The organism is Marinicrinis sediminis (genome assembly GCF_042685085.1).
Lineage (GTDB): Bacteria > Bacillota > Bacilli > Paenibacillales > KCTC-33676 > Marinicrinis > Marinicrinis sediminis.
The window spans coordinates 23133-46160 of the sequence record NZ_JBHUMM010000045.1; the positions used below are offsets into that span (position 1 = coordinate 23133).

Genomic DNA, 23028 nt, shown 5'->3' on the forward strand with positions numbered 1-23028 from the left:
TTCTATTTGGCTCCAAGCTCAATAACGAGCAGCTTCCAGATATACAGATTCGGAATCTGGGCAACGACGACCATGCCTTTGTCACTTTCAACCAACTCATACGGCACAGGCTGCGGACGACCCATCTCTTCGTCCGGGCTTGCCATATACACGTCCTTCACCTGTTCCTCCACCTGAATGCGCATCTCTACCAGCTCGATCCGCGCAGGCTCATCCTTGCCTTCGTTCCATCTGTCGTCCAGATTCCCGACCAGATTCACCAGGGATACGACTTTCCTTCCCCGCTTCTCCCGGATGATCGTCCACACCTTGTCAGCCTCGCCATACGTACTGAATGCAGCACCCGTCAATTGATACTCCTGGTTGTCTCCCTTGGCGTGCGTCATGGACACGTCCCGCAGTGAAGCATCAAAGAACAGGTTCGCATAGCGGATGATAAAGTCATAATAGTTGCGCATCGTCCGCATGAACGGTTCGCCGACAAGCGAATAATCCACATAGTAGCCCTGAGTCAGTACCGCATTGTCTTCGCCCAATAGCAAGTGATAACCGCCGTTCGAAGTGATCGCCGCGGTAAGCAGCAGGGCAGAAATCTCGGCCTTTTCCATCGCTTCCAGTCTGAACGGCTTCAGATAGGCAGCCAGAATGACCGGTTTGTCCTGGCTGAAATGACGAGCCCAGGCAATGATCTGCTGAATATGGTGATAGCGCTCGTACGGATTCCAGACCTCAATATACATCGCATCCTGCTCGGCAACCGCTACGGTGTCTACCGGCCAGTTCCCTACATTGTTGAAAATGAGCGCAATGTCCTCCTTGACCTGCTCCAGTGCCTCACGGGTATGGTTAATCAGCGCCGGAAAGTGCTCTTCCAGCTTCACCACCTTTTCTTCCCCTCCCCATTTGGAGATGGCGGTCTTCGGCGTGCCATAGGTGTCCATATGAATACCGTCAAAATCAACCTGCTCAATCGTCTTCCGGTATTCGCCAATGATATGATCATGCCATGGCGACTCCTCTGCCACATTCATCATGTAGAAAATATCAATGAAGTCCAGTACGTTGCCGTTGCTGTCATAGAGCGCCCAGTCCTTGCGAGATTCATAGAACGATTGGCTCGCTGCATAAACCGCCCCATAGGCCATCGCTTTCATCCCGTAGCGATGACAGGCCGCCACTTTCTCCTTCACCACATCCAGGCTCAGTTTCCTGCCCATCAAATCGGTATATTCCGACTCAGGACCAACCAGTTCATCATGCTTGTACATCCAGTCGTAAAATTGAATGAGATTCAAATGGAGCTTGTTCAGTTTCTCCACGTCCTGATGCCGTCCCGTTTCACTCGTATAGAAATCACTCAAAAATCCGTATCTCGTCGACTTTCTCCAGGAGGATACGACATCAAAGGAACTCGACATCTCCTGCACACATGCCGTCCCGTCATACAAGGAAACATCGAATCCGTATCCATTGAACTTGATCTGCTGATCACAGACATTAAAATGCCGGAGATGGACGGCCTGGAGCTGTCCAGGATCGTATGCGACACCTATCCGAATGTGCCGATCCTCATCATCTCCGGCTACGATGAGTTTTCCCTGGCCAAGGAAGCGCTGCAATATGGGGTCAATGATTACCTGCTGAAGCCCATCGTCAGAGATGAGCTGGCTCAGGCACTGAAACGTATCGCAAACGACATCGCCATGGAGCGAAACAAGGAACTGGCTTACCGCGCCATGCTGAACGTGTCCGAATCCGCCAAAAAACAAGTCATCAAGCAATTTCTGAAAGCAGTCATCACCGATCACAGCGTGGAAATCAAGGCCCTATACCCCTTGCTCTATCGCTTCAAAATTAACTTGATCGAATCAGAAGGCATGATTCTGATTCTGTCTCTGGACACAGCGGCCCTGTTGCAGAAGCCGATACCCGCCAGCGATATTCCCGTTTTCAAATTCATCCTCAATCAGGCCGCTTCGGAATGGATCGAAGAATCCGGAAATGGCTGGGTCTTCTCCGATGAAGAAGAGAATACGATCGTGTTTCTGGCTGGTGAAGACCGGGAGGCCTTGCGCAAACAAAGTGCACAAATTTTTCAGCATGTCTCGGACATGATGAAAACCAGCACGGGTATCCCCCTGGTCGCCGCAGCCGGCACTGCCGAGCATGAAGTACTCCAGCTGCATGTGTCTTACCAAAATGCCCGCAAAATGCTGGGCAAACGTCTCTATCAGGATCAGGAAGACGTCTTCCATTACGACGCCCATGATCCGCACCTTCATACCCTCATGGAGTGGGACAAGATGATCTCTCTGCTTCAATCCGGCCTGCTCAACCGCAACAAAATGATCTATTATGATGCCTTGAATAAATGGATGGCACAGATGGAGACTTCTACTTCTGTCGCTGTGATCCGCTACGGTCTTTATTTGCTGGAGGCCCTCACCGAAACCTCCCATCGCTTTCAGGGCGAGCAGGCGGTGCAGGCAGGTCAGGGGTTAAATATCCTCAAGCAGTTCGCGAAGCAGACCAGTGCAGTCACCGATGAACGCGTTCAGCAATTGTTTGCCGATATCCTGCACATCTTCGCATCCACAGAGCAGCCGGAAGTGGATGAGCATGATGCCGTTCTGCAGGCACAGAAATACATCTATATGCACTATGCAGAACCACTTAGTCTGGCGTTAATTGCAGAAAAAATCGGGGTGTCCTCCAGCTACCTCAGCAATATTTTTCACAAGAGCATGGGCGAATCTTACATCAAATTTCTCACGCGTGTGAGAATGGAGCAAGCCGCCAAACTGCTCGTGGCAGAGCAGCCGCTTAAAATTTACGAAATTGCCGAGAAGGTGGGCTACATCAGCGTCAAGCATTTCTCCCATGTATTCAAACAAACCTATAAAATGCCACCAGGTACGTACCAGGAAGCGTACGATAACATGCCGCGAGGGACCTAACAGGACACCTAGAGCAAACTCCCGCAAGGGCTCCACCAGGAAACATACAACAACATCCCGTAAGGGACCTGCCAGAAAGCATGCAAGGAGAGCTGACCTGTCACGAATGTTCGGGTCTGCCTTCCTTCGCCTTCTGGTTTTGTGCCAATCGGGTTAACAGCCTCCGAAGCAGATGACCGACCAGCAGCCCGACTGCCAGCCCGATCAGGCCGAGCCATACCGGTCCCAGCCACAGCCGCGAGTAGATGATGCCGACCGTCCCCATATAGGCGCCAAACGCAAAGGGCAGCACGGAATAAGGCTTCGTTCCGCCTCCTGCATCGCGGTAAGCATCCCACATCGCAAACATATACAGACAGGGATAAAACATCAGCCACTGATCATTCGCCTGCTCAATACTCCCCGATATCTGCCCGTTAAAGCTGGAGATAATGATCCGGTTCAAATGGGCGTATACATTGATCAGCATTTCGAGCACAATCAATGTAAGGCCTTTTACCAGCTTGCCGTTGCGCAATTGTCCGAATCCGGGGAGCGCTATACTCCAGCATATACATTCCACCTGTTTTTCTGTCCACAAGCCCGATCACTCCCAGCTTCAATCTGACACCATCCTATTATGTCCTTCATATGGAAATATATGACTTGCACTTCTTTCTCATTTTGCCCTATTTTTGCGGTTCGACTAGAAAACAAGCCAGCGAGTGTGTTAGATTAATGAGATAGGAATCATGCTCGTTCCAAAAATGCAATGATCATCAATATATTTAATATGGAGGTATACAGAATGTCCGAAAAGAAAATGAGATCTGATATGATCAAAAAAGGATTCGACCGTGCTCCCCATCGCAGCCTGCTCCGTGCAGCTGGGGTGAAGGAAGAGGATTTCGGCAAGCCGTTTATTGCGGTCTGCAACTCATACATTGATATTGTACCGGGACATGTTCACTTGCAAGAATTCGGGAAAATCGTCAAGGAAGCGATTCGCGAAGCAGGCGGTGTTCCGTTTGAATTCAACACCATCGGGGTCGATGACGGCATTGCCATGGGGCATATCGGCATGCGTTACTCGCTGCCAAGCCGTGAAATTATTGCCGATTCCCTGGAAACCGTCGTATCCGCGCACTGGTTCGATGGCATGGTCTGCATTCCTAACTGTGACAAAATCACGCCAGGTATGATGATGGGCGCACTTCGCGTCAACATCCCGACGGTATTTGTAAGCGGCGGACCGATGAAAGCCGGAAAGGACAGCACAGGCAAGTCTATCTCCCTTTCCTCTGTCTTTGAAGGGGTCGGCGCATTCCAGTCCGGCAAAATCGATGAGCAGAGCCTGACGGAGCTGGAGCAATTCGGCTGTCCGACTTGCGGCTCCTGTTCCGGCATGTTTACCGCCAACTCCATGAACTGTCTGGCTGAAGCGCTGGGGATTGCTCTTCCAGGAAACGGAACCATTCTGGCCGTAGCACCAGAGCGCAGAGAATTTGTCAGAAAATCCGCCAAGCAGCTTATGGAACTGATTAAGCTGGATCTGAAGCCAAGAGATATCGTCACCGCAGAAGCAATCGACAACGCTTTCGCGCTGGACATGGCGATGGGCGGATCAACCAATACGGTCCTGCATACACTGGCACTGGCTCATGAAGCCGGCATCGACTATCCGATCGAGCGGATTAATGAAGTCGCCTCCCGCGTTCCGCATATTGCCAAGATCGCGCCGGCGTCTGACTACCACATTGAAGACGTGCACAATGCTGGCGGCGTCAGCGCAGTTCTCAACGAGCTGCTGAAGAAAGAAGGCGCAATCCACGCAGATCGCATTACTGTAACAGGCAAAACGCTGCGCGAGAATGTGGAGAACTCCCCGATTCTCGATACCGATGTGATTCATCCACTGGAGAACGCGCACAGTGAGCGAGGCGGTCTGGCCGTTCTGTTCGGAAATCTCGCGCCAAACGGGGCGATCATTAAAGTCGGTGCGGTAGATGAATCGGTAGGCGGATACCATCAAGGTCCTGCCATTTGCTTCGATTCCCAAGATGAGGCGCTGCATGGCATTGCCAACGGAAAAGTAAAAGAAGGACATGTCGTCGTCATTCGTTACGAAGGCCCTAAAGGTGGCCCGGGTATGCCAGAAATGCTCGCTCCTACTTCCCAGATCGTCGGAATGGGACTTGGCGCCAAAGTCGGTCTCATAACGGATGGACGTTTCTCCGGTGCTTCCCGCGGCATCAGCATCGGTCACATTTCTCCGGAAGCGGCTGAAGGCGGCCCGATCGCGTTTGTCGAAGACGGAGACGATATCATCCTCGATCTGAACAACCGCAAGATTGAGCTGTGCATCAGCGACGAAGAAATGGAGAAGCGCAAAGCGAACTGGAAAGGCTTTGAACCAAAAGTCAAAACCGGCTATCTCGCCCGCTATTCCAAACTCGTGACGTCTGCAAGCACAGGCGGCGTCATGAAAATCGACTAAGCTCACGATAAAAATAAAAGGATTGCATCCCGCTGATCTCTCAGCAAGGGTGCAATCCTTTTTTGCGTTTTTTGCTATGTCTATTGCTGTGATGGACTAGTCAGAGCTAGTCAGAGCTAGTCAGAGCTAGTCAGGCGCGTCACCAGCACCTGTATCCGCTCCCGAAGCACTTTCAGGGTGGGGTGATCCATCTTTAATCCTTTCACAGACAGCATCATCACTTCAGCCAATTGGCGATCGTTCAGCACGGTCATCAGAACTTCAATAAAATCTTTCCTGTATGCTTCCTCAAACTGGGGAAATAGCCGAACGTACTCTTCCAACAGCTCCTGACCATCCTGATTGGCAAACTGCTCCCAGGGCTGAATGACCAGCACGTCGAAGATCGCGATCAGCTTCTGCTGCAACGAATCTTCCCTGTCCAGAATGTGTGCGGCCTGCTCCATCTGCTGCTGCCACAGATCCTGCAGCAGATTCACCAATATGTCTTCCTTGTTCTTAAATTGAATATACAATAGCGATCTTGAGATGCTGGCTTTTTTCGCGATATCATCCATGGCGGTTTTGGCATACCCGTATTGCAGAAAACAATCGACAGCAGCGCCTAAAATCACTTTTCTTCGTTCTTCCTGTCGTACCTGTCCCATATCCGAATCATCCTCATTGCCTGGTATGTGTTCAAGGCTTGTTTGCGTTTGCAACCGAAAGGCTGCTCGTGCTTGCAAGCTTATTTTGTCACACTCCTTCCCCTTCGTCAACGACAAATTGACAAAATGCATTCATTTTGTTAATTTGATATTATTCTCGATTCTTATCCTTTATAGAAAGCAGGAATATCACCATGCCCTTATTTTTATGGATCACTCTCATTCTCACTCTGATCGTCGCCAGTCTCGCCGTTCTTGGGATCGTACTGACCCGCCATCCGGTGTTTGGCAGCAAGCCCTCTACACAGAAACGGCTGACCTTTACCCGTTCCAAGCAATATAACAATGAGAAATTTCAGTACCCCATTCCTACGGACATGCGTACCGATTTTCGAACAGGTCTCTCCATTTTGCGGGATTTCACCAAAAAGAATCCGCACCGACAGCCCGGGTATCCGATTCCGATGACGTCTGTCGATCCCGATTCACTCAAGCATCCTGTGGCAGACCGATGGATCTGGTTTGGCCATTCTGCCCTCCTGCTGCAAATCAACGGAAAATCCTTATTACTGGACCCTATGTTCGGGGATCGACCTTCCCCTGTTCCATTTTTTGGACTGAAGCGCTTCAGTGAGAAGCTTCCGGTCGAGATTGAGCAGCTTCCTGAGATCGATGCCGTACTCTTCTCTCATGATCATTATGACCACCTCGATTACGGAACGATCAAGCGCATACGCCATAAAGTGAAACAGTTTATTGTGCCGTTGGGCCTCGGCAGCCACCTGGAGCGCTGGGGCGTCCTGCCTGAACAAATCAGCGAAATGGACTGGTGGGAGGAAACAGAACTGGACGGGTTGAAACTGGCCTGTACGCCGGCCAGACATTATTCCGGCAGAGGCCTGTCCGGACGCGATGCCAGTCTGTGGTGCTCCTGGGTCATCCAGGGGGATCAGCACAAGGTTTATTTTAGCGGTGACAGCGGGTACGGTCCTCATTTCAAGGAGATTGGCGCCGCCTACGGCCCGTTTGATGCCACCTTCATGGAATGCGGGCAGTATGATGAACGGTGGTCCGCCATTCATATGATGCCGGAAGAAACCGTCCAGGCTCACCTCGATGTGAAGGGCAAGCTGCTCTTCCCGATTCACTGGTCGGCTTTCACCCTCGCTTTTCACTCGTGGACGGACCCGGTCGAGCGTGCGAAGAAAGCGGCAGAACAGCATGATTTGCCGATTGCGACACCACGGATCGGTGAACCTGTCACCCTGGGTGCCGAGCAATACCCCGCCACGGCCTGGTGGACATCATCCTAGACTTCTCCCCCTCCTGATACGAAAAATCGCCTTTCTCCTCTCTGCAGATCCCAACATCTGCAGAGAGGAGAAAGGCGATCTGTATTTCTGTACTCTTTTTATCAGGCTCTTTTTCTCTTTTTATTAAGCTCTCTTTAACGGGCGCCCTTCACGATGACCCGAGCACCGTAAGGCGGGAGATTCTCCGTGTACACGCCATCTGATACCGGCAGGCTATCACCTGTTAGCGCATCGCTCCAGGCTCCGGCTTCGAGTCGGACGGAAAGCGTCTGCGCCTGTTCCCCCGCATTCATCAGAATAATCAGTTTTTCTGACTGATCACTTCGTTCATAGATCAAGCCCGTGGATTGCTGTTCTGCATGCAGAAAACGCAATGTGCCGGAGCGTAAGGACCCGTACGTTTTCCGTAGTTGGATTAGCTGCTGATAATACGCAAACAGCGAGCGATCCTGTTTTTCTTCATTCCACGGCATGCATTTGCGGTTATCCGGGTCGAACTCACCCGTCAGCCCGATCTCATCTCCATAATAAATGCTGGGAGCACCCGGGAAGGAGAACTGAAACAGCAAAGCGAGTTTCATCATGTCGGTATTCTCTTTACACAATGTAATGAGTCGAACGGTATCATGGCTGTCGAGCTGATTAAAGCAGGCTTCGTTTGCCGGCTTCGGATATCGGGCAAGCAGGCCGCCGATCTTGTTGGCAAAAGCCTGGGCATCCAGATGACCGAACACGAAAAAGTCAAGCATGGTGTTGGAAAGCGGGTAATTCATCACCCCGTCGAACTGGTCTCCCTGCAACCACATGACCGAATCATGCCAAATCTCACCGAGGATATAAGCTTCCGGATTAACTTCCTTCACGACATCGCGAAATGCTCGCCAAAACTTGTGATCCACCTCATTGGCCACATCAAGTCGCCATCCGTCGATGCCGCATTCCTCAATCCAGTATTTCGCTACGTTCAGCAAATATTGCTTCACTTCGGGATGTTCTGTCTTCAGCTTGGGCATTAAAGGCTCAAAGGCGAACGTATCATAGGTTGGCCTGCCATCCTTAATCGTCGCAGGCCACTCACGCACATGAAACCAGTCCGCATAACGGGATGCAGGGCCATTTTCCATAACATCCTTAAACGGTGCAAAAGCTTTCCCCGCGTGATTGAACACGGCATCCAGCATGACGCGGATGCCTTTTTCATGACAAGCATCCACCAGTTGTTTCAGCGTCTCCTTCGTTCCGAAATGCGAATCGATTTGCATATAGTCACTCGTATCGTACTTGTGATTCGTTTCCCCTGCGAATATGGGGGTGAGGTACAGGGCTGTAATGCCCAGCTCCGTCAAATGATCGAGATGATCGATGATGCCTTGCAGGTCCCCACCGAAAAAATTTCGTTGTTCCGGCTTGTTTCCCCATGGCTGGACGTCGGCCGGATCATTGGATGGATCGCCATTGGCAAACCGTTCAGGGAAGATCTGATAGAAGATCGCATCCTTCACCCATGCAGGGGGGCGATTGATGTCAGCCGCATTGATAAACGGGAATTCGAACAGACCGAGATGTCTAACCGGCGGGGTCCGATGAAACCCTTCCTCCGAATACCAGATGGACGCATCGCCATCCTGAAGGATAAAGGCATAGCATAATCTCCGGTAGGGCGGCTGGACAGCCGTTTCCCAATAGTCGTACCATTCATCCTCTGCCAGTTTCTCCATGCGCACGGTCTGCATCTCTTCCCATGGGAGGCACTTGTCGCCGTAAAACACCTCAACCTTGTCGATATCCGCTCTCTTGGTACGTAATCTCAGGTGAACCGTACGCTCATCATAACTGTACGCCCAGTTTAATTTGGGACGATGATAAATAGCTTCGATTAACATGCAGGTATCCACTCCTTGTGTATGGTGATTATTCTAGTTGATTCAAGTTTTCTCTGGTTTCTTCAGCCCTTCTCAGCTCCAGCCGTCAACCCTTCTATTAAAAAGCGCTGCAAGCCGATAAAGAGCAAGGTAATCGGGACCGCTACCAGCACACAGCCGGCGGCAAACAAGGTAAATTCGGTCGCAAATTTGGTTTTCACCATTTTAAACAGACCGACAGCCAGCGTCAGCTTGTTCGTATCCGTTAAGACCATGTTCGCGAAGATGAAGTCAACAAAGGCTCCGCTAAACGAGGTCAAGGCAACAAACACAAGCAGCGGCCGGGAAAGCGGCAGCATGATCCGCATAAAAATAACGGAATGTGAGGCGCCATCGATCTTGGCGGCGTCAATGATGCTGGAGGGGATCGTGTCAAAATAACTCTTCACAAACAGGAATCCCATGGCCGAGCCGGATGAATAGACGACAATCAGGGCCAGATGCGTATCCAGCAGGTTCAGTTGCATAAGCAAAATATAAATGGCGACCATACTCATAAAGCCTGGAAACATGCCTGCCACCAGCAAGCCCAGCATCAACTTCCGGCGTCCCTGAAATCGGAACTTCGAAAAAATGTATCCGGTCAACGTGACCAAAATGGTCGAAATAATCATCGTTGAGATAGAAATTTTCAACGTATTGGCAAACCATGACCAGTACGGATATCGTTCAAACAGTGTCACATAATGCTCGGTCGTAAAGGACTGCGGAATGAGCCGTTCACTGTATAGCGCCGTCCCCGGCCGAAATGACGAGAGGACCACCCAAAGCGCAGGATAAAGGGCAATCACCCCGATGGCGATCAGGGCAAGATAGGCAACAGACAGCTCCAATCGAGAAATAAAAGAAGGCTTCATTTAATACATATCCTCCTCTCTGAATGCTCTCGTCCTGCGAAGATTCCAGATGGACAAGGAAGCGATGATCACGAAAATGAACAGTCCGACGACAGAGGCATAGTTGTACTTCCCGTTCGTGAGAGTCAGGCTGTACAGCCAGGTAATCAGAATATCCGTATGTCCGGCCAGCTGATAGTCCGAATTGGCCGGCCCCCCGTTGGTGAGCAGAAAGATCAGGTTGAAGTTGTTGATATTCCCTGCAAAGGCCATGACAAGCAGCGGACCGAAGGCAAACATAATCGAAGGAAAGGTAATCGCCTTGAATTGCTGAAAGCGGCTTGCCCCGTCAATTTGCGCAGCTTCATATAAATCTTCCGGGATGGTCGACAGCAAGCCGATGATCATCAGCATCGTAATCGGGAACCCGATCCAGATATTCACCATGATCACCGTAAATTTGGCCCAGAAGGGATCGGTCAGCCACGGCACTTTGCCCAATCCGAAATATTGCAAATAGTTGTTGATGGGACCGAATTGTCCGTTAAACATATTTCTCATGATCAGCAATGAAATAAATTGCGGAATGGCATACGGAATAATGTACAGCGTCCGCCAAAAACCTTTGAAGCGAATCTTTTTCATTTGAACGAGCAGCGCCACACCGAAGCCGGCCACAAATGTCGTCAAGGTTGCACAGATCGTCCAGGTGATCGTCCATAAGGTAACGCCAAAGAAGGTACTGCTCCATGCCTGAATCCGAAACATGTCCAGGAAGGATTTGAATCCTGTCCAGTCCACCAGTTTGGCTGGAGGCAAATATTTCGGAAACGAGAAATTGGTAAACGCGAGCAGGATCATAAAGAGCACCGGCATCACCGTAAAGAACACGACCAGAATTAGCGGAAGAGACAAGGCAAAATACGGGAATTTCTCTTCCATCAGATGATACAGGGTTTGCCGGAAGGTGTTGACGTGTTCTCCCTTCTCACGCTGGCTACCCACCCGATACGCATCGCGAATGTTTGCGATCAGCATGGTCAAGGCAAGACCGATAAACAACAAAATGATAATGCCCTGTACCATCAAAAAGATCGAATGATCTCCCCGCACATTGACCATCAGCCCATCTACCTTCTCGAGACGATCGGCTTGCTCCCCCAAGGTCACGAGGCCCCACAATCCCCTTGGCGCATAGGTCCAGATCATGGCAAGGGCAAAGGTATAGAAAAGCATCAAGACCGATCCCTTGAAAAACTGGCGATTGTATAATTGCCCAAGACCCATGTATATCATGGATAATACCGCGGCTTTGTTACGGTGTTGAACCAATTCTGACTCACCTCTCTGTGGTTGAAATATGGATCACCCATCAAGGAGATGGGTGATTGCAATGACAGATAGAGAGCTGTCTATTCATTGTTTTGGGCATCAATGCCCACTTTCAGGTCTTCAACGGCTTTATCAAGCGCCGGCTTGATGTCTGCTCCATCCCAGATCAACTGGAGGGCATTGCCGAACGGGGTCCATACCTGACCCATTTCAACAATGGATGGCATTGGATGCGAATGCTCAAGTTGCTTCAAAGCGCCAACCACCATTTTGTCTGCCTTGATGGCATCGAGCTCGGCCATGCCTTTGCGAGCCGGAATAAAACCTGTGATTTCGTAGTTCTTCAGCAACGCTTCCTGGGTCGTCACATAATGGGCAAACAGTCGGGCCGCTTTAGGATACTGGGAATACGCACTGACGTAGTACGCCTTTACGCCTGCGAAGCTGACAGATGGATTTCCGTTGTCAAACTTCGGCAGCGGTATCATTGAAATATCTGCATCCAGGTTGGAGAAGTTACCGATGTTCCATACCCCGTCGAGATTGATCGCCAGCTTGCCTTCCTCAAACAGCGCTGTTTTCACATCATCACTGGCGTCTGAAACGGCCATCGGCAAAATTTCCTTGAGTGATTTATATACTTCCAGTCCTTTCACCGAACCTTCATGATTGAGGCCAATATCGGTCGGATCTGTTCCATCTTCCCCGAAAATATAGCCTCCATATCCCGTCAGGAACGGATAAGTGAAGTACAGCGATTCCAGACGCATCATGAAGCCGTACCGATTGTTTTCCACATCGTTGAACGATTTGGAGAACTGGATAACATCCTCCCACGTTTCAAGAGGAGCCCCTTTCACGAGATCATTGTTGACGAATAACGCATAGGTCTCCATATTTCGTGGGTAGCCATACAACATGCCATCAAAAGTAACCGCTTTCACCGCAGCTTCAATAAATTCACTTCTGGTTTCTTCTTCATAGAAATCATTCGGTAGAACAAATCCGCTAGACACGGCATTACCCAAATCATTGTGCGGCAAGGTAATGATATCTGCTGCTGATCCTGCCGGACCATCTGTTCGCATTTTTTCAATCTGCTCCGGTGCTCCCTGCTCCTGAACTTCTACCGGAATACCCGTTTCTTCTGTAAAGGACTTGGCAATCTCCTGCAGAAATGGCAACCCGTCTTTTCCATCCCACACGAGCAGTTTGGCATCCGGTTCAGGCTCCAGTTCTTTCACCGCTTCAGATCCTGCATTCCCGTTATCTGCTTCACCCGACGCGTTCGCCTGCGAAGATGAAGGATTGTTTCCACTGCTGTTCTCGTTGTTGTTTCCGGAGTTGCAGGCAGTGACGGTAAAAAGCATACATAAGATAATCAGACCACTCCACATCATTTTCTTTGTAAACATGTTTACGTCCCCTCTCTTTTGTTCATTCTCATCATCGTCATGTTTTCGCTTGCTTTTCCTGTCCAGTGATGCGAACCTGCGATTTTTTTCCGCTTTGGCGATCACCCCTTTCAAGTTTCATTTGGGATTAGATTAAACATTTCATTTATGCAATAAAAAAAAGAATATCTCCGTATCACTTCTTGATTGGTCTTGCTTGGTCTTGCTTGGTCTTGATTGGTCTTGATTGGTCTTGCTTGGTGTTCAAACAACAAGTTTGATTAAACGTTTCATTTATGTTGAAAAAAAGAAGTGCTTCCGATGGGTGGCTTACTTGCAACCGTTCACATCATTCGAATGCACAAAGTGATTAAACGTTTTATCTCCCCTAGAATATCATGGAATTTTCTGATCGTCAATAGGGTATGACAGAAAAAATCAGGTTATTCTTCCTTCGCCATTCAGCCATGAATGAAGCACGTTAAGCACGGCTGCACGGTCCTGCGCTTTCACGCGTGATCAATTCTACAGGCAAGCGGATCTGTCTAGCTTCAACAGACGGATGATCGATCATCTCCATTAACATTTCTACCGCCAGCTTCCCCTTCATATGGACATCCTGACGAATCGTCGTTAAGGCTGGGTTCATATATTCTACGTAGTGCATATCATCAAATCCGATGACAGACATATCGGCTGGTACGGATACCTTTTTGTCGTGAAAACCTCGAATCAAACCTACTGCGCCAATATCTGAAAATGAAAAAGTGGCAGTCAGCTGAGGAAACTGGTCGTTGATGCGGTGTGCAAGGAATCGTCCGGTTTCGGCAGACGTATGTACTTCAAAAATTTGCAGGCTATCCAGCGGCAAGCCGGCTTCCTTCATCGCGGTGTGAACCCCTTTCAAACGGGCAGCATGAACGCCCCCGTTCACCAGCAGGCCACACATGATACCGATCTGACGATGACCAAGCTCAATCAGATGCTTCGCGCCCAGATATCCTCCTTGCTCATCATCGATCAGAAGCTGATGCAGATAAGGATGTTCCAGATAGCTGTCCAGAAATACGACCGGCTTCTGAATCGCGGATATTCGCTCCAGAACCGGCTCATTGTGAAACGTGCCTACCACAACCATTCCGTCCAGGTGTCGCTCCTGCACAAAGGCAAAGCTCTCATCATCGTTCACATCCATTAGCATCACCTGAAACCGTTTATGCTTCGCCCCTTCCTCGATCCCCACAATCAACTTCCAGTAAAAGGGGTTGTCATACAGCTTGGCTTCCTTCAGATAAGGCACCACCACGGCGATCATATACGACTGCTTATCCTTCAGGTTTCTCGCTGACTGACTTGGATAATATTGCAGTTGCTCGATGACATCCTGCACTTTCCGTGCCGTTTGGGCAGACACTCTGCCTTTGCCGTTTACGACATTTGAAACAGTCGCAATGGATACCTTGGCTTGAAGGGCCACATCTTTTATACTGACTCTGTTCATTTTTTCTCCTTTTGCTGTGGTTCACAACCAGTTTGCCTTTGGATTCACAGATTAAACGTTTAATTTTATGTATACTCAGCTTATCACCGACCTGTCAGATCGTCAATGAGCACAAATAAAAATCGCCATCCCTACCGCTGTTACGGTATCAGATGGCGACCATCCTATTTATGCGTCCGGATTGAACGTTGACTTTGGCTGTCTATAGGCTTCGTATCGTTCATCCAGCTCATGCTTTACAAAGGCGCGTACAAGCTTCGTTTCTTCCTGAATAGGGTCCACGTCAATCTGCTGTCTGAATTCATAACGCGGCGGCAATTTGCGAGCTGCTGTCTGTTCTTTCGGTTCAGACTGGCGCATTTCGGCTTCTGTCAAATAGGCTGCGAGTTCATCTTCCATGTTGCGTTTGTCCATGACCGAAACCCCCTTTCATTCAGAACGTGTTCTCATGGAATAATCATGCCCGTATCAAGAGGCCGGTCCCTGACCATCTACCTCTTCCAGGACATCCAGTACCTGTCCGTGAATATGACCGTTCGTCGCTACAATATGTCTGCATGCAAGTGTATACGGTTCTCCACGGGTATCCGTGACCTTGCCGCCTGCTTCCTGAATAAGTAGAGCACCTGCAGCAGTATCCCAGGCGTTCAAGCCTACTTCCCAAAATCCGCTTAAACGACCTGCTGCCACATAGGCCATATGCAAGGCAGCCGAACCACTCGTACGAATGTTCCGCACCTGCGGCACAAATGCCTGCAAGGCGCGCATATTCGGCGGCAACGTGTGGACATGATCAACGGGAAACCCGGTAGAAAGCAGACTTTCGGACAACTGCTTTTCCGGCCCAACCTGCATCCGTTTGCCGTGTACATAGGCACCCTTGCCTTTTTCCGCGACAAACAGCTCATCCCTGGAAGGATCATATACGACGCCGACAATCACCTCTCCCTTATGGGCAAGGGCAATCGAGATCGAAAAAAACGGAAAGCCATGTACAAAGTTCGTGGTTCCGTCTATCGGGTCCACCACCCATACATATTCTGCTTCCGCTGCTTCTGCAAATGTCTGTTGGCGTGCCGCTGTATCCAGCGGGACACTTTCCTCTCCCAAGAACGTATGAGTCGGGAAATACGTGGTGATCAGCTTCCGAATCATCGCTTCGGAACCTTTGTCCACTTCTGTAACGAGATCTTGCCCGGAAGCTTTCAGATTCAACTGTCCATAACTGCCCAGCTTGGACTTGATCCATTCCCCTGCCCGTGCCGCCGTATTGATGGCCACGGCAGTGAAGCTCTTGCTTGTGACGATCGGGGTTGGCTTTTTCTCATTTTTCTCTGCCATCTCAATCCTCATTCCTTTTCTTCATCCGTATGTGCAAGTCAGTACGGGAATTTCGTGAACGTGTTGCTACTCCTATTGTACACGAAAACAAGCTGGGCAGGGGGAGGATATTCGAATTTTTATGCCCTAAAATTCAATCGTAGCCTGGTCGATGACCTTCAGGGATGGATGCTGCTGGGGAAGCTTCTTCATCAATTGAAACAGAGCGTCGTCCTTTTTCTTGGCTTCAATCATCACATCCAGCCTGTCCGTGTCGCCTGCAATGGGCCGCAGAAAGGACAGCAGAAAATCTGGATCTACATAATCGGCATGCCCTCTCGGGTCTTTGGCGCTTTTGGGACTGGACACATGAATTTTCGGTGGCTGGCCGTGCCCGAACTGCTTCCAAGTATTCAGAATGCGGGGCCAGTACGCCCAGCTGTCCTCTCCTTCGTTGTTTACCCATTGATGATGGATATCCAGCACCATCGGAACCCCTACGCGCTCACAGGCTTCCAGCGTCTCGCGCGCGTGAAAGGTTTTGTCGTCATTTTCCAGCGTAATCCGTTGTTGAATGCGGTCATCCAGCTGGGCAAACTGCTCGATAAATCGGGCAAAGCTTTTCTCCCGGTCTCCATAGGTGCCTCCAATGTGAATATTGCAAGTAGCCTGTTCATCCAGCCCCATCGTTTCCAGCATATTGACATGGGTAGCGAGATCCTGTTTGGAATTATCCAGCACACTGGCCCGGTTCGTACTAAGTACGGTAAAGTGATCCGGGTGAAAGCTGAGACGCATGCCATGGGCTTTGGCATAGTCCCCAATCTCCCTGAAAGCATCGGCAAGCACGGGGAAAGGGTCCCATCCCTTCAGCATCTCATGGCTGATGAGCGGAATCAGCTTCGAAGACATCCGGTACACATGAATATCGTGAGCACGGTTGTGCTTGAGCAGACGCAGGGTGTTTTGCAGATTTTCTGCGGCAATCCGCTCCAGTTTGCGCACCGCTGCCTCCCGGTCTGCCAGTTTTTGAAAATGGGTGGCGGTCATCGTTTTCGATGGAGAGCAATTCTTCACGACCACCGACATGGCCACATAGCCAAAACGTACGATCATCAAAAAACCTCCCGTCAGGACACCTTAGACGCTCTGTGCTTAAGGTACCCGAATTCGGGAGGTAGAATACTAATAGTTCTGCCAGGCTTCCTGATAGACATGCAGCAGGGTAGGATGATTCAGTGTGTTCGGCTCCACCGGCAGCTGCTCACCGCTGTCCGTCACGTTGTCCTGATCCTTGCCAAACCGAAACAGGGCAGGAATGACCTCATTGGTCAAATAGCGAGTCGGCACCTGCACCGTTAATTCCTCCGGAGACAGCTGTTTGCGAGAAGCCAGTATAAAGCCCCAGTCGCCAAACGAAGGAATATCCGCGTGATAGTTCATCGTCTTCAGTCCGGCTTCCTGCAAGGTCGCATCAATGGTCCAGTAGGCCTTCACTGCAAACAGGGGACTGGTTGCCTGGATGGCCGCAAACCCGTCGGGATGAAGATGATTGCGCAGGAGCTGATAGAAATGAACCGTATACAGCTTGTTGAGAGATTCATTGTTCGGATCCGGAAGATCGACAATGACAACATCATAGAGGTGGTTGTCTTCTTTCAAAAACTCAAAGGCATCCATATGTTTCAGTCTGACCTTCGGAGACTGAAGCGACTGCTCATGCAGAGATTGCATCAACGGTTCCTCCATCGCAAAGGACACAAACTGCTCATCCAGATCAACCACGGTAATCCGCTCTACGTCTTCATATTTAAGCAGTTCACGCACCGCCATGCCGTCCCCGCCACCCAGCACCAGGATCTGGTCATGATGGCTTGTGGCACTCATGGCAGGATGGACCAATGATTCATGATACCGGTATTCATCACTGCTGGAGAACTGAATGTTACCATTGAGATACAGCCTGACGGTGTCCTGTTCCTTCGTGAGCACCACACGCTGATACGGGGTATCAAACGAGCGGACGATGGGGTCCCGGTACAGCTTCTGCTCGAATCCAAAAGCATACTGCTCCCCGAACAGAAATCCTAGCATCATGAGAGCCATCAGGGACAGCGCCGCGCTTTGCAACCACCTTGGCCTTCGCAATTCTCCGCGAAAGGAAAAGACCATCCACATGGCTACAGCGAGGTTGATCAGTCCGATCAAAAAAGCCGTCTTGATCATTCCGAGCCACGGTCTGAGCAAGAGGGCAAATCCAACCGCACCAATGAGGCTTCCCGCGTAATCACTGAACAAAACGCGAGCCGTGCTGCGATTCAACTGCTCTCCAATCTCGCTGGCCCGTCGAATCAAGATCGGCAGTTCCAGACCTGTGAGCATCCCGATCAGGATGGTCATGGCAAACAGCATCACCTGACCCGCCTCATAGTCTGAATAGGCCAGCACCCAGAACAGGACAAAGGAGGAGAAGCCACCGACCGTTCCGATGATTAATTCCACGACGATAAAGCGTTCGATCAAATGCTTGATAACCCGTTCACTCAGGGCAGAGCCGATCCCCATCCCACTGAGGAAGAAACCGATTGTAAAGGCATATTGGCGAACCCCGTCACCAAACGTATAGGAGCCGAGCGCTCCTAGTAAAACCTGAAAGGTAATGCCGCAAATGGATACGATCGCACTCGCGGTATAGATGCGGTTGATCGGCTTCATGTAATGCTGGCGCCGATCACATACGACGTACCGATGGAGATAAGCAGGGAGATCAGACCGACAGCCGTATTTCCTTTCTCAATTTCCTCATCCACTTTAATCTTCAGCGTCAGGAACTCGAAAATGAAGTATGCCGCAAGCAGCAGAACAAAGCCGAATCCGCCCCAAATGACCGTTTGTCCCAGACTATCGGAATGCTCGATGGAGAACCGGAAGATGTTCGCCACACCAAAAATCTTACCGCCTGTAGCCATCGCTACAGCGATATTCCCCTGCTTGATCTGCTCCCAGTTCTTGTATTTGGTCACCAGTTCGAAAATAAAGAGACTGACCACAATGGCCGCCATGGTGACCACATAATAGACGAACGTATACAAATAAGCGTTTTCTTCAATAAACTCCATGGTATTTCCTCCTTGAATCCCTGAGATTGTTTATTTCCCTACACCCGGACCTCTTCCACGAGGACTGTAGCCGCTGACCGAACCATAGCGGAGCGAGCCGCCACTCTTGTTTTTGGCATAATTGCCGCCTGTTGTGACATAGCCGCCGTACGTACCGGCATATTTTCTCTTCTTGTATTTCAAATCAAAGACTTCATCTACGATTTGCAAGATCAAATACGTTTCCAGCAAGCCCATGCTGTAGCTTTGCTGGACAAATTGCTTGTCGGACAACTCAACCAGCGTATTCTGGGGCTTGGCTGCATCCTGCATCACATGAACGAGGTGATCCTCATAGACCAGAAACATATGCTCGCTGTCATTTTTGGAGGTATGCAGCGGCTTCTCAAGTTCCTGGACACGCTGTACCGTTTGAGCGACGGAGGAATTAAAGGAGCGATAGATGGTCGCTTCGGACCCCTGCTCATTGTACACCACATCCGCACGCACAAAGGTATCTTCAAGCTGTTGCTGCAGACCACCATTGCCGCAGGCAGTCAGGATCATCATACTCACCAGCAGCAGGATAACCATTCGTTTCGAGCTGTTCAATTGCTTCCCACCTTTCTAGCAAACAAGGGAAAAGACAGACGACGATCACGTCTGCCTTTACGTGTTCCTGCATGTTCCATGTCATACATCGTTGATCTGCGCTTGCTCTTACTGCTCGTTCTTGCTTCCTTCGTCATTGCCTTTTGTCATCTGGGCTTTCAGAGCCGCCAGTTCATCATCTACATCATTATTACCCAGTGCCTCCAGCTCATCATCCAGACTGCGGTTGCTGCTGCGCAGCTCCTTGCTTGCATCGGCTTCCGCTTCGAGCTGCATCACCTTGTCGCTCATCCGCTCAAAGCCTTTGGTCGCCGTGTCCTTGCCGAACCCGGACATGGTCTGATTGATTTTCTTCTGCGCTTTGGCCGATTCGGCTCTCGCAATAAGTGTATCCTTGCGGTTTTTCATTTTTTCGAATTCACTCTTCATTTCACTCAGCTGACGACGCAGCGCATCGGCATTGGACTTGGCATTGTCATATTGGGTTTGATAATCGTCTGCCTTTTGCTGATGCTCTTTCTTGTCAACCAGTGCCCGACGTGCCAGATCTTCATTGCCGCTCTGCAAAGCCTGCATGGCCTGCTCCTGGCGCTTCTCCACCATCTCGGCGGCTTCTTCCGCCTGATGCTTGAACTTTTTCTCGATGGCAATTTGCTTCGCCACGGCGATTTCTGCGTCTGCAATGTCATCTTCCATATCTCTTAAATACTGATTAAGCAATTTGACCGGATCTTCCGCCTTGTCAATCAAGTCGTTGATCGCTGCTGCAGAAATATCTCGAATTCGTTTGAAAATACCCATTTTTGTATTCCTCCTCATTGGTTACATGCTTTCTCAAGTATACACATGTTTGACGGTGTGGTTTCAAGCTTTTTGATTCATTTCATTGTAAATCTTTTGTTTCCCGGGTCAACCGGTCAGCTTCCCGCAAGGAATTTCAATTCATAGGCATCGATTTCATAACCCTTGCTGATCTCCAGGTCCCCTCCCCATTTCTCAATGGAAAGGTAGAGATCGCCGAACTCGGACGTGTAATCCCAGTATTCAACCTGCTGGCCGGGACGTGCGCCTGCCTGGCCCTGTGCTTCTCGAATCATCGCCCAGCCATGCTCCTCCAGATAATAGGTGACATCATCGAGGATGAGTTTCTTCTCCGGACGGGGAATGTCTGCACGGACCCGCTCATAGATCCCGACCTCCAGCTCATCGTCCAGTTCGGCCGCCAGCCAGATAAATCCGCGATCCCCTTTCAGGTTGTATGACGTCCACGTGTAGCCGGAGTCTTCATACACCAGTTTCCCTGCCACTTGATAATCCTCGAGGTCGTAGGTCACAATATCCTGTACCTGCAAGTTCAATGCATGTCTGGGAGCGGAACGCGCTCCCTCCGAACGACTACTCTTTTTGCTTCCTCTCAACCAATCCAACCATCCCATACTGTGTGCATTCTCCTCCTTGACTTGCGTCTACTTTTTGTCTGTTAATCCCTTGACGAGCTGCTGTACATCAATGCCGGATACATCTTTCAGCATTTCCGGTGCAGTAGACATCAGCTGCGTCACATAATTGCTTACGCGGGCTGCGCCTTCTCCGTTGCCGGTATCGACGACGGTCAACTTGTCAATGCCCTTCAGCGGCTCGGCAATTTTACCTGCCAGCTCAGGAAGCATCTTCACGATAATATCCAGCACGGCTGCGTCTCCATACTTGGAGAAAGCTTCCGCCAGTTTTTCTTTCGCTTCCGCTTCGGCAAGACCCTGCAAACGAATAACTTCTGCATGCGCCGTCCCTTTTGCCTTCTCTGCTTCTGCCAGTGCAAGTCCGTCTATGCGCTTCTGCTCGGCATTGGCTTTCGCTTCCGCTTCTATTTTATACTGCAAGGCATCGGCTTCGCGCATCCGTTTGGCTTTTTCTGCTTCCGCGGACTGTTCTACTGCATAGCGATCGGCATCGGCTTTTTTCTTGACCTCTGCGTCATACTGCTTCTCGCGGCGCAAAATTTCCTTTTCCTCGATGTCAATTTCTCTTTCCTTGCGGACGAGCTCAATTCTCATCTGCTCCTCCACAACCTGCTGCTTGGAGCGCGCTTCCTGAATGTGATACGCCTGATCCGCTTCCGCCTTGGCCAGGTCCTGCTCCCGCTTGAATTCTGCGATTTTCAGTTCCTTGGACTTAGCCGCTTCCGCGATATTGGTATCTCTCAATAGTTCGGCCTTCATACCTTCTTCCTCGGCTTTGGCCTTCTGGATTCTCGCGTCTCTGACGGCATCGGCTTCCGCGATCTCCGCATCCCGCTTCACCGTCGCTATTCTCGGTTTCCCGAGCGCATCCAGATATCCATGCTTGTCACGAACGTCCTTGATGGTAAAGGAAACGATCTGCAGCCCCATCTTGCGCAAATCTCTCGCCGCCACCGACTGAACCTCCTGTGCAAACTTGTCACGATTCCGGTAGATTTCCTCCACCGTCATCGAACCCAGTATCGCACGCAGGTGGCCTTCCAGCACTTCCTGGGCTTCTGATTCCAGCGCTTCCCTCGGCTTGCCCATAAACTGCTCTGCCGCCGTGGCGATATCTTCACTGGAGCCGCCAATCTTGATGATCGCGACACCATCTGTCATGACGGGAACCCCTTGTTCCGTGTATACCTCAGGCGTAGAAACATCCAGCTTCAAGGATAACAGAGATATGTATTCCGCTGCCTGAAAGATCGGAATGATGAATGCGCCGCCTCCACGCACGATCTTGATACTGCGACCATTCTCATCTGTGATTACATTTTTAGTGCCGAGCATTGAGCCTGTCACTACCATGGCCTCATCGGGCCCTACCGTCTTGTACCTGGCCCAAAATGCGATCCCGAGCAGCACCAGCACCCCGATGATAATGGCAGGGATCAAGACTAACTGATTACTAAAATCCATTTTCCCATTCCTCCTCCTATTTATCCTGTATCAACATGCTGCGCGGACAACTGTACTAGCAGCATGGTTACAGCTCTTCCCACTTCGATACGTACAGGGTACGGTCCCGAATCTCGATAATCACTACCTTGGTCCCCTCCCCAAGTTCCTCCTCATCAAAGCTGGCGGCGATTTCGTTGGTGCGTCCGGTTCCGGTACTCAAGATGACTTCTCCCCAGCCTTTCTTCGGGATCGTGACACTGACCTCACCCAATCGTCCTACCAGATCCTGCTGTTGATAGGAAGTCGAATTCTCTGCACGAGCCATCGGTTTCACATAGAAGAAGTACGTGCAGGCTGATACACCGATGGAGCCACAGAAAGAAAGGATCGCGGTTTGTGCCGCGCCGAGTGATGTCATCTGCGTGAGAAGAATGCCCAGTCCGCCAAAGCAGGTGATCCCGCCCACGAGCACCATGGGCTGCAGGAAGTCTACTCCGTCCATGGACAGGGCATCCATGATGCCATCCATGAAACCGCCCAGCACATCGCCGAAAATGACCGTGACCAACACAAATCCGACACCAAATATAAAGCAGATCCAGTACAGCTCAAGCATCGATGTCCCCCCTTGTGTGCAGAACTGACAATTCATCGTATTTACATGTATATATACGGAATCCCTAAAATAAGGTTTCATTTCCGAACCACTTTTTT

At 50.3% G+C, this 23028-nt stretch carries 21 protein-coding genes; 3 read left to right on the forward strand and 18 right to left on the reverse strand.

Translation table 11 applies throughout. The features are described 5' to 3' along the window. Positions 1-2: 2 nt before the first annotated feature. Complete coding sequence (locus ACFSUC_RS18520; RefSeq protein ID WP_379931278.1) at positions 3-1589, reverse strand: glycoside hydrolase family 66 protein; 1587 nt, start codon at positions 1587-1589, stop codon at positions 3-5. On the opposite strand from ACFSUC_RS18520, the gene ACFSUC_RS18525 reads away from it, so the two are divergent. Continuing rightward, the gene (locus ACFSUC_RS18525) at positions 1488-2957 is read left to right on the forward strand and encodes a helix-turn-helix domain-containing protein (RefSeq protein WP_379931279.1); all 1470 of its coding nucleotides are present in this window, start codon (positions 1488-1490) and stop codon (positions 2955-2957) included. The genes ACFSUC_RS18520 and ACFSUC_RS18525 overlap by 102 nt on opposite strands. A gap of 100 nt (positions 2958-3057) precedes the next feature. On the opposite strand, the gene ACFSUC_RS18530 is transcribed toward ACFSUC_RS18525, so the two are convergent. Then, positions 3058-3537 (reverse strand): hypothetical protein, encoded by a 480-nt coding sequence (locus ACFSUC_RS18530; protein WP_379931136.1) that lies wholly within the window; start codon positions 3535-3537, stop codon positions 3058-3060. A gap of 207 nt (positions 3538-3744) precedes the next feature. Here ACFSUC_RS18530 and ilvD point away from each other — a divergent pair, with 207 nt between their 5' ends. Further along, positions 3745-5433: a dihydroxy-acid dehydratase gene (gene ilvD, locus ACFSUC_RS18535; protein WP_379931137.1), complete on the forward strand. Its 1689-nt coding sequence runs from the start codon at positions 3745-3747 to the stop codon at positions 5431-5433. Between the two features lie 116 nt (positions 5434-5549). Here the strand turns inward: ilvD and ACFSUC_RS18540 are convergent, their stop codons facing one another. Further along, a complete protein-coding gene (locus ACFSUC_RS18540; protein ID WP_379931138.1) occupies positions 5550-6080 on the reverse strand; it encodes a TetR/AcrR family transcriptional regulator in 531 nt (176 codons plus the stop codon). A 194-nt stretch (positions 6081-6274) separates the two neighbouring features. Between ACFSUC_RS18540 and ACFSUC_RS18545 the strand changes: the two genes are divergently transcribed. Next, complete coding sequence (locus tag ACFSUC_RS18545; protein ID WP_379931139.1) at positions 6275-7393, forward strand: MBL fold metallo-hydrolase; 1119 nt, start codon at positions 6275-6277, stop codon at positions 7391-7393. A 134-nt stretch (positions 7394-7527) separates the two neighbouring features. On the opposite strand, the gene ACFSUC_RS18550 is transcribed toward ACFSUC_RS18545, so the two are convergent. The 15 genes from ACFSUC_RS18550 to ACFSUC_RS18620 all read right to left on the reverse strand — a co-directional run bounded on the left by ACFSUC_RS18550 (position 7528) and on the right by ACFSUC_RS18620 (position 22930). Beyond that, entirely contained in the window at positions 7528-9276 is a 1749-nt protein-coding gene (locus ACFSUC_RS18550) for an alpha-glycosidase (protein ID WP_379931140.1), read from the reverse strand. Positions 9277-9338: 62 nt separating this feature from the next. Beyond that, a complete protein-coding gene (locus ACFSUC_RS18555) occupies positions 9339-10172 on the reverse strand; it encodes a sugar ABC transporter permease (protein WP_379931141.1) in 834 nt (277 codons plus the stop codon). Beyond that, on the reverse strand, positions 10173-11483 hold the full coding sequence (locus tag ACFSUC_RS18560; RefSeq protein WP_379931142.1) for a carbohydrate ABC transporter permease: 1311 nt from the start codon (positions 11481-11483) through the stop codon (positions 10173-10175). An 80-nt stretch (positions 11484-11563) separates the two neighbouring features. Further along, positions 11564-12898 carry a sugar ABC transporter substrate-binding protein gene (locus ACFSUC_RS18565; RefSeq protein WP_379931143.1) on the reverse strand — a complete coding sequence of 445 codons (1335 nt, stop codon included), beginning with the start codon at positions 12896-12898 and terminating at the stop codon, positions 11564-11566. Positions 12899-13358: 460 nt separating this feature from the next. Then, positions 13359-14378, reverse strand: coding sequence for a LacI family DNA-binding transcriptional regulator (locus ACFSUC_RS18570; protein WP_379931144.1), 1020 nt, complete (start codon positions 14376-14378; stop codon positions 13359-13361). A 168-nt stretch (positions 14379-14546) separates the two neighbouring features. After that, a complete protein-coding gene (locus tag ACFSUC_RS18575; protein WP_379931145.1) occupies positions 14547-14792 on the reverse strand; it encodes a hypothetical protein in 246 nt (81 codons plus the stop codon). Positions 14793-14846: 54 nt separating this feature from the next. After that, positions 14847-15719 (reverse strand): inositol monophosphatase family protein, encoded by an 873-nt coding sequence (locus ACFSUC_RS18580; protein WP_379931146.1) that lies wholly within the window; start codon positions 15717-15719, stop codon positions 14847-14849. A 126-nt stretch (positions 15720-15845) separates the two neighbouring features. Next, a complete protein-coding gene (gene uvsE, locus ACFSUC_RS18585) occupies positions 15846-16814 on the reverse strand; it encodes a UV DNA damage repair endonuclease UvsE (RefSeq protein WP_379931147.1) in 969 nt (322 codons plus the stop codon). A gap of 69 nt (positions 16815-16883) precedes the next feature. Then, positions 16884-18413: a polyamine aminopropyltransferase gene (locus ACFSUC_RS18590; RefSeq protein WP_379931148.1), complete on the reverse strand. Its 1530-nt coding sequence runs from the start codon at positions 18411-18413 to the stop codon at positions 16884-16886. Further along, positions 18410-18817, reverse strand: a complete 408-nt coding sequence (locus ACFSUC_RS18595; protein WP_379931149.1) for a DUF350 domain-containing protein — start codon at positions 18815-18817, stop codon at positions 18410-18412. The genes ACFSUC_RS18590 and ACFSUC_RS18595 overlap by 4 nt, the downstream gene beginning before the upstream one ends. A gap of 30 nt (positions 18818-18847) precedes the next feature. After that, positions 18848-19408 (reverse strand): DUF4247 domain-containing protein, encoded by a 561-nt coding sequence (locus ACFSUC_RS18600; RefSeq protein ID WP_379931150.1) that lies wholly within the window; start codon positions 19406-19408, stop codon positions 18848-18850. A gap of 108 nt (positions 19409-19516) precedes the next feature. Further along, complete coding sequence (locus ACFSUC_RS18605) at positions 19517-20209, reverse strand: PspA/IM30 family protein (protein WP_379931151.1); 693 nt, start codon at positions 20207-20209, stop codon at positions 19517-19519. 116 nt (positions 20210-20325) lie between these two features. Continuing rightward, complete coding sequence (locus ACFSUC_RS18610; protein ID WP_379931152.1) at positions 20326-20844, reverse strand: DUF4178 domain-containing protein; 519 nt, start codon at positions 20842-20844, stop codon at positions 20326-20328. 30 nt (positions 20845-20874) lie between these two features. After that, the gene (locus ACFSUC_RS18615) at positions 20875-22332 is read right to left on the reverse strand and encodes a flotillin family protein (RefSeq protein WP_379931153.1); all 1458 of its coding nucleotides are present in this window, start codon (positions 22330-22332) and stop codon (positions 20875-20877) included. Between the two features lie 67 nt (positions 22333-22399). Next, a complete protein-coding gene (locus tag ACFSUC_RS18620) occupies positions 22400-22930 on the reverse strand; it encodes a protease (RefSeq protein ID WP_379931154.1) in 531 nt (176 codons plus the stop codon). Between the last annotated feature and the right edge of the window lie 98 nt (positions 22931-23028).